This window comes from Ignavibacteriota bacterium (genome assembly GCA_016713565.1).
In the GTDB taxonomy this organism is placed as follows: Bacteria; Bacteroidota; Ignavibacteria; order Ignavibacteriales; family Melioribacteraceae.
Genome location: JADJOX010000003.1, coordinates 73,908 through 88,603, shown reverse-complemented (window position 1 = coordinate 88,603; position 14,696 = coordinate 73,908). Strand labels below are relative to the sequence as shown.

At 27.9% G+C, this 14,696-nt stretch carries 12 protein-coding genes; all 12 read left to right on the top strand.

Annotated features, from left to right (window positions below):
• Positions 1-7: 7 nt before the first annotated feature.
• The gene (nosZ, locus tag IPK06_03215) at positions 8-1,948 is read left to right on the top strand and encodes a Sec-dependent nitrous-oxide reductase (GenBank protein ID MBK7979020.1); all 1,941 of its coding nucleotides are present in this window, start codon (positions 8-10) and stop codon (positions 1,946-1,948) included.
• Positions 1,949-2,073: 125 nt separating this feature from the next.
• A complete protein-coding gene (locus IPK06_03210; GenBank protein ID MBK7979019.1) occupies positions 2,074-2,658 on the top strand; it encodes a hypothetical protein in 585 nt (194 codons plus the stop codon).
• Positions 2,655-3,098: a nitrous oxide reductase accessory protein NosL gene (locus IPK06_03205; protein MBK7979018.1), complete on the top strand. Its 444-nt coding sequence runs from the start codon at positions 2,655-2,657 to the stop codon at positions 3,096-3,098. The genes IPK06_03210 and IPK06_03205 overlap by 4 nt, the downstream gene beginning before the upstream one ends.
• Positions 3,070-4,335 (top strand): nitrous oxide reductase family maturation protein NosD, encoded by a 1,266-nt coding sequence (gene nosD / locus IPK06_03200; GenBank protein MBK7979017.1) that lies wholly within the window; start codon positions 3,070-3,072, stop codon positions 4,333-4,335. Before IPK06_03205 ends, nosD begins: the two co-directional genes overlap by 29 nt.
• Positions 4,332-5,039: an ATP-binding cassette domain-containing protein gene (locus IPK06_03195; GenBank protein ID MBK7979016.1), complete on the top strand. Its 708-nt coding sequence runs from the start codon at positions 4,332-4,334 to the stop codon at positions 5,037-5,039. The genes nosD and IPK06_03195 overlap by 4 nt, the downstream gene beginning before the upstream one ends.
• Positions 5,036-5,827: an ABC transporter permease subunit gene (locus IPK06_03190; protein ID MBK7979015.1), complete on the top strand. Its 792-nt coding sequence runs from the start codon at positions 5,036-5,038 to the stop codon at positions 5,825-5,827. Before IPK06_03195 ends, IPK06_03190 begins: the two co-directional genes overlap by 4 nt.
• Before the next feature lie 314 nt (positions 5,828-6,141).
• Entirely contained in the window at positions 6,142-8,442 is a 2,301-nt protein-coding gene (locus tag IPK06_03185) for a PAS domain S-box protein (protein ID MBK7979014.1), read from the top strand.
• A 1,123-nt stretch (positions 8,443-9,565) separates the two neighbouring features.
• Complete coding sequence (locus IPK06_03180) at positions 9,566-10,000, top strand: DoxX family protein (protein ID MBK7979013.1); 435 nt, start codon at positions 9,566-9,568, stop codon at positions 9,998-10,000.
• Between the two features lie 33 nt (positions 10,001-10,033).
• A complete protein-coding gene (gene ric / locus IPK06_03175) occupies positions 10,034-10,768 on the top strand; it encodes an iron-sulfur cluster repair di-iron protein (GenBank protein ID MBK7979012.1) in 735 nt (244 codons plus the stop codon).
• Between the two features lie 19 nt (positions 10,769-10,787).
• On the top strand, positions 10,788-11,417 hold the full coding sequence (locus IPK06_03170) for a hypothetical protein (protein ID MBK7979011.1): 630 nt from the start codon (positions 10,788-10,790) through the stop codon (positions 11,415-11,417).
• Positions 11,418-11,889: 472 nt separating this feature from the next.
• Positions 11,890-12,669 (top strand): hypothetical protein, encoded by a 780-nt coding sequence (locus IPK06_03165; GenBank protein MBK7979010.1) that lies wholly within the window; start codon positions 11,890-11,892, stop codon positions 12,667-12,669.
• Positions 12,670-12,949: 280 nt separating this feature from the next.
• Positions 12,950-14,392 (top strand): T9SS type A sorting domain-containing protein, encoded by a 1,443-nt coding sequence (locus IPK06_03160; GenBank protein ID MBK7979009.1) that lies wholly within the window; start codon positions 12,950-12,952, stop codon positions 14,390-14,392.
• Positions 14,393-14,696 lie beyond the last annotated feature (304 nt).

Sequence of the window (14,696 nt, the reverse complement as noted above, 5' to 3'; positions counted from 1 at the left end):
GATACAAATGATACAAAAAATTATAATTCTATTGACTATTTCTGTTCTATTTTTGGTTCTTGTTTTTGGATGTTCAAGCAATGGAAATAATCCCGGAACTTCTGATGCTGCTGAAAAAGTTTATGTTGCTCCCGGGCAGTACGATGAATTTTACGCGTTCATGTCCGGTGGATTCAGTGGTCAGGTTACAGTATACGGTTTGCCTTCGGGAAGACTATTTAAGATTATCCCCGTATTTGCACAGCATCCTGAAAATGGTTACGGATATACGCCGGAAACTAAACCAATGCTTCAAACCTCTTATGGTGAAATAGCTTGGGATGACGCGCATCATCCGGAATTATCACAAACTGACGGCACACCGGATGGAAAATGGTTGTTTATTAACGCGAACAATACTCCTCGTATTGCAAGAATAAATCTTAAAACATTCGAAACGGAAGAAATTATTGAAATTCCAAATTCCGCCGGTAATCACGGATCTCCGTTTACCACTATGAATACGGAATATGTGGTTGCTTCAACAAGATTTAGTTTGCCAATTCCTCAAAAAGATGTTCCAAGATCTTCATACAAAGAAAATTTTAAAGGAACGATATCTTTTATTAAAGTTAATCCTGAAAACGGAAGAATGAATATTGCCTTTCAAATATTGGTACCAGGATTCAACTATGATTTGGCTCATTCCGGAAAAGGACCTTCGCACGGTTGGGCGTTTTTCACATCATATAACAGTGAGCAAGCCAATACATTATTGGAAATTAACGCATCACAAAATGATAAAGATTTTATTGCCGCTATAAATTGGAAAAAAGCAGAGGAATATATTAAGGCTAGAAAAGGTAAAGAATATAGTTCAGAATATTATCACAATACTTATAATGATGAGACACACAGTGCCACTTCTAATATAGAAAAGAAAATTTTAGTTTTGGATCCTAAAGATTGTCCGGGTATGATTTATTACTTGCCAACACCCAAATCGCCTCATGGAGTTGATGTTGATCCTTCCGGAGAATATATAGTTGCTGCCGGAAAGTTGGCTACTGTAATACCTGTCCATTCATTTACCAAAATGCTGAAAGCTATAGAAAATAAAGATTTTATTTCGGACATTAATGGAATTCCGGTATTAAAATATGAATCAATAATTGCCGGAGAAGTACAAGATCCCGGTTTAGGTCCGCTCCACACAGAATTCGACGGAAAAGGTTACGCTTATACATCTGCGTTTATTTCTTCTGAAATCGTAAAATGGAAATTAGGTACATGGGAAGTTGTAGATAGAATACCAACATATTATTCAATCGGACATTTAATGATTCCAGGTGGAGATAGTAAAAATCCATTTGGTAAATATGTTGTTGCTTTGAATAAAATTACTAAAGATAGATATTTGCCAACTGGACCGGAACTTTGTCAATCCGCTCAGCTAATAGATATAACCGGGGATAAAATGAAATTGCTTTTGGATTTCCCAACTATCGGTGAGCCTCATTATGCACAAGGAATACCTGCTGAAATTCTAATGAAAAATCAAAGGAAGATTTATGAATTGGGTAAAAATGGGCATCCGTACGGATTGAAATCCGAGAAAGATGCCAAAGTGGAAAGAAAAGGAAATGAAGTTCATATTTATATGAGCGCGACAAGAACGCATTTTAAACCGGATAACATTGAAGGTGTAAAAGTTGGAGACAAAGTATTTTTTCACGTTACAAACTTAGAACAAGATTGGGATATTCCACATGGATTCGCGGTTAAAGGAATGCATAGCGCAGAATTACTGATAATGCCCGGACAAACAAGAACCGAAATTTGGGAGCCGAAATCCGAAGGTGTTTATCCTTTCTATTGTACGGATTTTTGTTCCGCTTTGCACCAAGAAATGCAAGGTTATATTAGAGTTTCATCAAGCGGCAGTAATACCGAACTAAAATATAACTAAATAAAATATGGTTGTCTCATGTTGTTATATATAATATTAATTTGTTTTAATTAGTGTAATGATTCAGGCTCCTTTATTAATATATATGAGGCAACCTCTTATTGATTGCATAAGAGGCAAATAAAATGAACAAAAAGGAAAAAATATTAACTTTAATTGCGGCGCTGATTTTAATAGGTACGTTTTTCTTTCCCATTTGGAAAATTGATCTACATGCGCCACAATATCCCGAAGGTATTGGATTAAGAATTTGGATAAATCAAATAACAGGAGTGAATGAATTTGATTTGAGTAATATAAATAAACTTAATCATTACATAGGGATGAAAGAAATAATCCCTTCATCAATTCCGGAACTTACAATTATGCCTTATATAATTATCGCTTTAATTGTATTAGGTATTCTGGTTTCATTTTTAAAAAAGAAAAGTTTGCTTTCAGTTTGGCTGGTTCTAATTATAATTTTTATGATGATTGGTTTATACGATTTTTATCTTTGGGGATACGAATACGGTCATAATTTAAATCCGCATGCTCCAATTAAAGTGCCTGGAATGACTTATCAGCCGCCTCTTTTAGGAGCGAAACAACTTCTTAACATGAAATCAATTTCACTTCCTGATTTCGGAAGTTATTTTATCGGTCTTTCCATAATTATTGGATTTTATGTTCTGTTTAATCAAAAACTAAATAAGAAAAAAACAAAATGAAAAAAATAATTTTGATTTTAATTGTATTTATTTTGTCAGGCTGTTCAAATAAATCTGAACCGATTAACTACGGTTACGATAGTTGTGATAAATGCAGAATGCAAATTGTGGACCGCAAATACGGAACTGAACTGGTCACTTCGAAAGGAAAAATTTATAAATTTGATTCTATCGAATGTCTCGTGTTTTTTACTGAAAATTCAATTGATGATGAAAATTTTTTTACTTTGGTTACGGATTATTTAAATAACAATGAACTTATTAACAATAAAAAGGCATTTTATCTCCAAAGTGAAAATTTAAGAAGTCCCATGGGATTAAACATCACCGCATTTTCATCGCAAAGTGATTTGAAAAAATTTAAAGAAAAGTATGCAGGAAAAGAATTAAGCTGGAAAGAAATTATTGAATATGTTAATCGGAAATGGCAAAATAAATAATATTTATTTTTGGGTTATTACTTACTTAGTAATTAGCATCATCTCAAACAATTTTATCGCGAAAGAAATACACGTCGGGAATGAATACTTTTATAAGAATCTAACATCCGCAATAAAAGCTTCTAAACCGCATGATAAAATTATTTTGCATAAAGGAAAATATCTTGAGCACGACATTATTATTGATAAGCAGATTGAATTGACAAGTGTTGAAAACGCAGTAATTGACGGTCAGAATAAATACCATATTATTCTTGTTAAAGCCGATTCTGTTAAGATTTCTGGAATTACATTCATTAATGCTGGAATTAGTTTTATTGATGATAATGCAGCGGTTAAACTTGATTCCGTAAAAGGCTGCATTGTTTCAAATAATGTTTTTGATAATAATTTTTTCGCAATATATTTGGCACGAACCTCCGACAGTATTATTAAGGATAACAAAATAAAAGCCTATACTGAAAAAGAATCTTACTCTGGAAACGGAATTCATTTGTGGTATTGTAAAAACATTACAGTTGAAAATAATTTTATAAGCGGACAAAGAGATGGAATCTATTTTGAATTTGTAAGAGACAGTAACATTAAAAAAAATATTAGCGAAAATAATTTGCGTTATGGATTGCATTTTATGTTTTCGGATAACTGCAATTATTCCAACAATAAATTTGTAAAGAACGGAGCCGGAGTCGCGGTTATGTATACAAAAAAAGTGAAAATGTTTAAAAATGAATTTATGAATAATTGGGGACCAGCATCTTACGGTATCCTACTGAAAGATATTTCGGACAGTGAAATTGACAGCAATTTATTTTATAAAAATTCCAGTGGAATTTATATCGAAGGCTCAAATAGAATTAATATTAACAACAATAATTTTATGGAAAACGGCTGGGCAATTAGATTAATGGCAAATTCAATGGATAATAATTTCAAACGTAATAATTTTATCGGCAATTCATTTGACGTTTCTACCAACAGTACAAAAAATTTTAATTTTTTTGAAAATAATTTCTGGTCGGATTACAAAGGTTACGATATTGATAAAAACGGTATTGGTGATATTCCGTATAGACCTGTAAAATTATTTTCTCTGATTGTTGAAAAGAATAGACCTACATTAATACTTTTACGAAGTTTTTTTACTGAAATATTGGACGTTGCTGAAAAGATTTTCCCGGTACTAACTCCTGAAACGTTAATTGATAGTTCTCCATCTATGAATAAAATATTATGATCATTATAAATAATTTGGATAAATATTACGGGAAAACTAATGTTCTTAAAAACATTAACCTAAAAATAGAAAAGAGTAAAATCACTTATCTCGTTGGACCAAATGGCTCGGGCAAATCAACATTGATAAAAGCGATTCTTGGATTAATTAAAAAGTACAGTGGTACAATTGAGATTAATGGAAAAATAATTAATGGCGAAAGTGATTATAGGAAAATTATTGGATATATGCCTCAAAGCGCCAGCTTTCCTGAAAATCTTTTGGTAAAAGACATAATTAAAATGGTAAAAGATGTTAGAAATCAAAAAGAATTTGACGAAGAATTGTTGCACGATTTTTCACTGGAAAAGGAAAAAAATAAAAAATTAAAAAACCTTTCGGGAGGCACAGTACAAAAGGTAAATGCCGCGATAGCATTTTTGTTCGACCCCCAAATTTTAATTTTGGATGAGCCGACATCAGGTTTGGATCCTGTCTCAAGTAATTTATTGAAGAATAAAATATTAAAAGAAAACAAAAAAGGGAAGACAATTTTATTTACTTCTCATATAATTAGCGAACTTGAGGATTTAGCGCAAAATATAGCTTTTCTTCTTGAAGGGAATTTATGGTTTAACGGTTCTAAAGATGAACTTAACAATTTGACAAACGAAAAAAATCTAGAAAAATCAATTGCATCTATAATGCAGAAAAATAACAAATGAACAAAACTCTTAAGATTATTAAATATCAAATAAAAGATAATATCCAAAGCAGATGGATAATTGGATTTTTTTTATTTTTCCTTGCATTTTCCGTTTGGATAATAACATTCACTGGAAATGTTTCAAAAGTAATTATGAGCATTTTAAATTTGATTTTAATCGTACTTCCGCTTATCAGTTTGATATTTGGAACAATCTACATCTATAATAATCTTAATTACATTAAGTTTATTCTAACTCAACCGGTCAAACGAACATCTATCTATTTGGGTTTGTACTTAGGATTAGTAATACCGCTAGTTTTTTGTTTAATATTTGGCATTGGGATTCCAATAATTATATTTTATCCGCTTTTTGCAAGCGATGTTGAAATAGTGATTTTACTTTTTTTGACCGGAATATTTCAAATTATAATTTTTACTGCATTCGCGTTTTTCATTGCTTCGGCAAATGACGATAGATTAAAAGGATTGGGAGTATCAATTTTTGTTTGGCTTTTCTTTACAATTATATATGATGGATTCATTTTATTCATTCTGCAAACCTTTCAGGATTATCCGCTTGAGAAAACTGCACTTGTATTAATGATGATAAATCCGATTGATATTGGTAGAATTTTTATAATACTTAAATTTGATGTTTCAGCATTAATGGGATATACCGGAGCGGTATTTGAAAAATTTTTCGGAAATAACTTGGGAATGTTTATTTCATTTTTTGTGCAGGTTTTCTGGTTTTTTGTTTTTTTTATATTAGGACTAAAAGTGTTTAAAAATAAAGATTTTTAATAAAAAGAATATTTTCAAAATGTGATTTTTTTTAAAGTATGTTTTCATTTACATCTACATATTTTCATAACTTCCAAGTATCTAATATATATTTACAAATGATTAAAAATAATCTATTCCCAAACAATTAAAATGCAATAATCTAGGTTTATTGAAAAATAACTTTAAGCTATTCTTATCAAATTCAAAAGTATTTATTTTTTATAACAAATCAATCTATTATTTTTAATTAATAAACTTTTTTTATTTAAAAAAGAATTCTAAATTAGTTTAAGGATTAAATAATACTAAAAAATCTTATTTAATGGGGTTATATGGAAAAGATTCTTATTGTAGAAGATGAAGATTTGAATGCCCTCGAGTATGAAGAGCGATTAAAGAGCTTCGGCTACGATGTTGTTGGTGTATCTGATAAGGGCGAAGACGCAATTGAAAAAGTTAATATTTTAAAGCCTGATCTAGTTTTAATGGATATAAAACTTCAAGGAAAGCTGGATGGAATTGAAACCGCCCAAGAAATATTAAAAAATTTTGATATACCGATAATTTTTCTTTCAGTTTATGCGGATAAAGAAATAATAAACAGAGCATACGAAGTAAATCCGGCCGGCTATTTGTTGAAACCGCTAACAGAGCGTGAACTTAGAATTACTTTAGATTTGGCTTTGTATAAATCACATATGGAAAAAAAGATCGCAAAACTTGAGCTTGATTTAAAAGACAGCGAAAATAATTATTCAAAAATAATTGAGTCTTCACAGGATATCGTTTTTATAGTAAATAAGTCAGGATCAATAATATTTATTACAGAACAAGTTGAATCCATATTAGGTTATAAAAGAAGTTCAATGTTCAATACTCAATTTGAAGAATATGTTCCGCAAGATGAATTACAGAATTATTACAGCAAAATTGAAGAAGTTTTAGGCAGCGGGGAAGTTAAAAATTTTATTACAAAGATTTATAATAACAACAAACAGGAACTTGATGTTGTAATAAATGCTAAGACCTATAAAAAAGGGGATCAAACTTTAATTCAAGGCTCTATTAGGGATATTTCACCGTTTTTGAAATTTGAAAAAAAAATTAACGACAGCTTTAAAAGTTATGAAGGACTTTTCAACGCAATTTCGGATTCGACAATTGTAATAAGTTCTGAAATGAATATCATTGATCTAAACAAAATAACTTTGAGATTGTTTGAATGTAAAAAAAATGAATTGATTGGTCAAAAATTTGATATGATTTTTGAAACCGATTCTATATACAAAACAAATCTCAAGGAAGCTATAAATTCTGTATTTAAAACCGGAACTTCAATTTCATTCGATCTTATTGCAAAAAAGAAAAATAATTTTACTTTCCCTGTCGAAATTGTAATCGATAGAAGTGTTTATTTCGGACAAAATGTTATTATATTAACTATTCATGATATGACTCAAAGAATATTTTATGAAAATGATCTTGAGAAAAAACAACACATGTTTCGTTCAATATATGATGCGTCTCCCGCATTATTGTGCATCATTAATACTGATTATCAAGTTATTGACGCAAATCAAAAATTTAAAGAAGTAACCGGCTGGCCTAAAAATAATCAGAATATTAATACAATCGGAAATGTAATTGATTGTATTTATTCGGTTACAAATCCTCATGGCTGCGGTTATGGACTTAAATGTCAAGAATGTTCATTAAGGCAAAAACTTAAAAACACAATTGAAAACAGAATAGAATATAAAGAAGTAGAATACAAGCATACTATTTTTCATGGAGTTGAAGAAAAGGAAATTACAGTTCTTATTTCTACTCATATTATTCAATTTAACGGTGAGACAAATTTTCTTTTGAATCTTATAGATATTACACCGCGTATCCAATTTGAGAATGAGATAAAAAGAAAAAATGAAGAATTACAAAAACTCAATTATGAAAAAGACAATTTATTTTCAATAATATCACACGATTTAAGAAGTCCTTTTCAAGGATTTATTGGACTAACAGAAATTTTATCAAATAGCATTGATTCAATGCCGCCGATGAAATTAAAAGAAATATCGAAGACTATTCATATTAGTGCAACAAATATATTTGCGTTACTGAAAAATTTATTTGAGTGGTCTTTAATTCAAAGAAATCTATATGAAATTAATTTGGAACCTTTACAAATTAAAAAAATTATATCAAGCGCAATTGACTCGTTCAAAAGTACTGCTTCATTAAAAAACATAACAATTATTAATGGAATTAAACGAGATGTAACAATACTTGCGGATAAGAAAATGTTAAATTCAATAATTGTGAATTTAATATCAAATGCAATTAAATTTTCGTTCCGGGGTTCGTCTATATTTATTAATTTAGATGAAAATTCTAAAGAATCAATAATTATTTCAGTTACTGATTTCGGAATTGGAATGCCTGAAGAGTTAATGAAAAATTTGTTCAAAATTGAAGAGAAGGTCGGAAGAAAAGGAACCGAAGATGAACCAACTACAGGATTGGGTTTAATTTTGTGCAAAGAATTTGTTGAAAAAATGAACGGTAACATATGGGTTTCAAGTAAATATAATTACGGAACAAGTTTTCAATTTTCTTTGATCAAACCTCAATAAAAATGTAATTATTAATAATATTGAATAATTAAAATTGATGTTGAAGAGTTAAAAAAGCTATTATATCTAAATAAAAATTTCACATAAAGGAATGAATTATTTATAAAATTTAAAAATTTACTTTTTTGCTTTTATATATAAAGTACAAATTGCAGCAATTATATATATATATGGTTTTTTGTTATATAAGTTTATAATGTAAAAGATAATTTGCCTTTTAGCCTTATTTATTATTTCCTTTTCAAACACAGGTTGTTTAAGGACTTACTATCCCACAATCAGTTCAGCATTACTTCAAATTACAGAGATGCGAAAAATACTTCATTTCGCGGATATATATTTGGACTAATGTTTAACTTAAACAAGTTTTAGAAGTAATTAATTATGAAAAATATTTTATTAATAATTAAAGTCGTTAACACATCTATTCGGACTTAGTGAATATCTCTGTAAATCTCACAACAATTATTTAGTAAATAATATTAGATGTATAGCATTAAAAAAAAAATATTAATAAATTGAAAATATATTTAAGTTAAATAAAATAATATTGACTATATATAAAGTAATAATTATATTGAAATCAGATATAATATTCTGAAAATAATTAATCAAATAATTGAATAAGTAAATGTTAACCGCGTCGATAGCCGTTCTTTACTGATTCATACTAATTGAGGAATATTGATTGGGAAAAATCAGCATTACTCATTACTGAAATATTTAATTAGCAGATTGAATAATGCGATATTGACGATTTGTAAAATTCAAAAAATAATTATTTTATGGGCGCAAACTTTAAAATGATAAGAACCCCCGTTGTTCATTTCTTTGCCGAATCAATAGATAGTCGTATAAAGCGGCAGTGTTTGCGCCTAATTTTAATTAATTATCCAATTTTACAAACCAATTTAATTAGCTGTATTGGGAATTGGATATAAGTTATGAAAAAAAGTTATTCAAAAAATTCAAAATATATTATTATAAAAATAATACCGGCTTCGCGTATTTAATAAAAATAGATTGGATAAATAAATCTCAAAATTATCCAATATGAGTTTTAATAATATTAAATATATCTTTGACTAATATCTAACTTGCAGCAAAATAAAATAGGTGATTTATGAATAAATATACTTCATTAAACAACTGGATGGAAAATAACATCGTAACTGCATATTCTTTGATAAGAATATTTGTGGGCTTCGCGCTTTTTGTAAGAGGTGTTCTACTTTTTAGTGATCCGTCAATATTTACAAAACTAACGGGTGCAAATCAATGGTATTGGTGGTTTTCATATGCAGTTGTAATTCATACTATATGCGGATTTCTTGTTGGGTTAGGTTACCTGACTCGATTATCGGCATTTCTTCAGATACCAATTCTTTTAGGCGCAATTTTTATTTTTCACTTAAAAGAAGGTCTGGTACGCGTTGAACAATCACTCGAATTATCTACTCTTGTTCTTGTACTATTGATAATATTTTTTCTTTTTGGATCAGGCAGCATATCAATTGACAATTATCTCAAAAAAAAACAAAAAAATAAATTAAACTAAATACATTTATAAATAAACAAGTTGGAAGAGGTTATGAATATTAAAATAGATTCCAATTCTAGAATTGGAGAAATAGTTAAGAATAATTATAAAACGGCGGAAGTATTTAAAAAATATAATATAGATTTTTGCTGTGGCGGAGACCAGACAATATTCAATGCATGTATTGATATTGAACTTAATTCTGATGAACTAATTGCTGAACTGCTCAATAAAAATAATCAACCAGGTGACGTCGATCGAAATTATAAAGATTGGACGGTTGATTTTCTGGCTAAATATATTCTAAATATTCATCATGCATATATTAAAAAAAATATTCCAATTTTGGTGGAATTGACTAATAAAATTGCTAATCGGCATGGTTCACTTCATCCGGAATTGTTTTTTGTAAATGTTAACTTTTTAAAGGTTGCTGAAGAACTACAACTGCATATGATGAAGGAAGAAAGAATTTTATTCCCATATATTATAAAACTTTATGAAGCTTATAATAACAGCTTGGAAATGGATAAACCTGCATTCGGTACTATTGCTAATCCGATTAAAATGATGGAAGAGGAACATGAAGAAGCAGGAAATCTGCTTGGAGAAATTAGAAAAATTACAAATGATTTTACGCTTCCTGATGATGCATGCAATTCATATGCAATTACATTTAAAAAACTTGACGAGTTCGAAAATGATCTTCATCTGCACATTCATTTAGAAAATAATATATTATTTCCTGATTCAATTGAACTCGAACGAAAATATTTTGAAAGATAAAATGTGGAGAGTTTATTAAATGGAAGAAACCATAAAAAGATTTTATGACAAAAACTCAATCGGAAAAAGTTTTCCTTTTGAACCAACAAATGCTTATGATCACCAAAACATAGCAAGAGTTGAATATGAAAATTATCATCCATTTATTAAAGAACTAATTGATGAACATAAAAAGATGACTTTAGTTTTAAATAATTTTGAAATGTCATTAATTGATTGGCGAATTAATGACTGGGAATTTAAGGAAACAATAAATGAAAATTTTAAATCATTTTTTACATTAATAAAGGAGAAAGTTCCAATACATAATAAAAAAGAAGATAAGGTACTTTTACCATTGCTTAATAAAAAGTTGATTGAATTAGGCGATCAAAATTTCCTAAATTGTGAATTAACAGGAAATGATTTAATAGTAGATGAACACTTAAAAATTGAACAGGCTGCATCAATTGTATTTAATTTATTAGATATTGGCTTAAGTCTTTTTGATAAACAATCAAAAGAAATTACATATGCGGCTGTTTTTGAGCAAGGACTTGCAATTGTAGAAACAATAAAACTTCACATATATCGAGAAGAAAATATTTTATTCCCGCAGTCAATGAAGCTATTAAATTTGAATGAAATTACATTTCAAAGCAGCGACTAAATATTCTGAATGAATTATCGTCAATGCTTAATTATGAACTCCTTAATATTTAATTAATTTTAAGCAGTATAGAATTAAATAATTCAAAAATAATGAATTATTAATTATACCTACAAAATATTTATCAACAGTCAATCAATTCGTATACTTATATAAATACTTGATAATATTTTAGTTAAAATAATAATTTTATAAAATCTTAAATAATATAGTAACTATTTATGTAATGTATTTAATTAAACATATTTGCAATTTGTGAAAAATCAGTTATTTTTCAATTATTAATTAAAACTAATAAAATAAAAATGTAATATATGTAAGCTTAATTGCGGAGCCTAAAACTGATAATTAAAGACATAGTGTAGTATTTGAAAGTTTATTAAACAAATTATATAAATAATTCAACCAATTCTCCAAATAAACATTTTGAAAACTCATTAACATACCTTACAGTTATTATTTTTGAGGCATTATGAAAATAATTTATCAATACGCTTATTTAATAATTTCATGTTACTTTATTATTATTTCTTGCAGCTCAAACACTGAACCTACTAAGCCGGATATTGAATATCCAACAATTTTATACCCAATTGGAAGAATAAAAGCCGATTCAATTCAAAATTCATTTAATACTTCCGAAATCAAGATTTCCATTGATGATTATGGATTATTTTCTTTTACAGATTTTTTTGAACGCGGTAATTCCAATATTACCGATAAAAGTATCGCGGTTAAATTGGCAAAAGAAAGCTTGTTAAAATATTCAAAATATTCAAATATTACTGATACTTCGACAATTGAATTAAAAGATGCTGTAAAAAATGATATTTCATTAACTGGTTTTTCTGACTGGATAATTTCTTTTAAAAATCAAAAGCAAGATGGTATAGAAGTCTTGCATAGTGAAATTAACGTAATTGTTCATGATCAAGTTAAACGGATAATTGGACATCACTTTAACGATATATCAATACCAAAATTAAATATATTCTCTAAAGAAAAAATACAAGAAAAAATCGTTGGTCATAAATTCGAAGCTGGCGGTAAAGGTTCCTCTGAAGTTATAATAACGTCAGATATGATCATTAAAGATAAAATATCAAAAAACATTATTTGGATTGAGTTAAATGACAGCATTGAACTTCATGTAGTTTGGAATATACCGTTAGGTTATAGCTCTGAAATTATAAGATGGAATTTTTATTTAGATATTTTGAGCGGTGAAATTTTATCATACAGTAAAAATTAGGCGAAAATGAAAATATAGATATTAAATAATTTATTAAATAGATGATCAATTTGTCATTACGTATTGTTAAGACAGTTAATAAAATATCTGATGTTTATATATTGAAAAAGGTTGAGTATTGAAAAAAATCATATTTAAAAAATATTTTCAAATGTATCTAATAATTATGACAAAAAAATTTAAAATATAAATAAATATTATTATGGGTATAAATTTATACCATTAGTTATATGAATAAAATTATATATTTTATTATTGATTATATAAATTTATATATCTTATGAAAACAAGTCATTTAAATATCATATATTTCATACTTACATCAATGCTTTGGGGTCAATGGGAGAAAGTTCCTTTAGATTTAGGCTATCCAAATGCAATTATTGAGTATAAAGATAAGATTTATATAGGCGGAGGTTTCAAAGGAATTTATATATCAGAAGATGACGGTAATAGTTGGACAGTGATGAAAGAAGGGATTATTGCTAATTCTTTTGAAACAAATTCATTTTTTATCTCTGATGGATTATATGCGTGTACAACCGCAGGCGTTTATAAACTTAATGAAATAAATAAAATTTGGGAAAAAGTTTTTGAATATTCCGCATTTTCTATGTATAAAAAAGATGAAAATGTAATTATTGTAAATAATAACATTGGGTTAATTATTTCAAATGATAATGGACAAACATGGAAGTTTGAAAAAAATGATCCCTATATCATTTATTTTAATATAATTAAATTTCGTAGTCAATTATACTGTACGAGTAATGCGGGTCTCTTTAGATCAAATGATTCAGGCGAAACTTGGGAAAAAATAAATTCGGGTTATTTTAGGAAATTATTTATTGAAGATAGTATATTATACGCATTGCAAGGTTGGAATTTAACAAAAACATTTGATGATGGATACACTTGGATAGAAGTACAATATTTTTACAATAATATATTTGATTATTTGAAATATGACAATAAAAAAATTGTTAGTTCTTTCGAAAAAATTTATTGTAAAATAGAAAACGATTCTGAGTGGCGGCCTGTTCTTCAAAATTTCCCCGATAAAATAAATGGTGAAATTGGTAAAGTTTTATTTGCCCACGACAAATATCTATACTTGTGCAATGGAAACGGACTTTGGAGAAAGCAATTTAGTGATTTTGATCTTCCGGCAATTAAAATTTCTGGTTTAGAGAAAGATAGTTGTAATATTGATGAAATATTCACGAATAATTTCTTTATACAAAATGAAGGTTTTGACACACTTGATATTTCAAATATTGTATCAAGTAATCCCAACTTTACAATAATCGAAACAAAATATAATATTCCACCAGGGGATGCATTTGGAGTTTTGTTTAAGTACTACCCTAATAATGCAGGAACAGATTCAACTACTTTTATGGTTTATTCAAATACAAAAGATTCAGTTATTAATTACACATTTAATATCTATGTTATTCCTTCTGTATATTATATGCATCAAAATTATCCCAATCCTTTTAATGCTTGGACAAAAATTGATTATTCAATATCAAAACCCGAATTTGTAAGTATAAATATCTATAATTCATTAGGTCAACAAATTCAAACTATTGCCAATGAATTGCAAAGTGGAGGCAAGCATTCTTTATATTTTAATTCAGAAAAATTAGCCTCAGGTGTATACTACTACAGCATTAATTCCGGTAAATTTTATGATGTAAAAAAAAATGTTAATACTTAAATAAAAATTATCTTCATCTTTCCCGCCGATTGAATAATATCATATTGATATTATTCCAAATCTTTTTTATCAAATTATTATAAAAAATTTGCCTTATCTTTCTTTGAAAAAGAATTCATTTATTTTAATTTATTGCTATAAAGAAAGTTCTAACTATTAAAATGTTTCAAACAGCATTATAATTATTATGAAAAATAAAAATTAATCTTGTGAACTTATTACTAAAAACATTTTCAAAATATGATCAAACTATGAAAATAAAATATTTTATTTTAGAATTTATTATAGCGTTTCTGTTTAATAC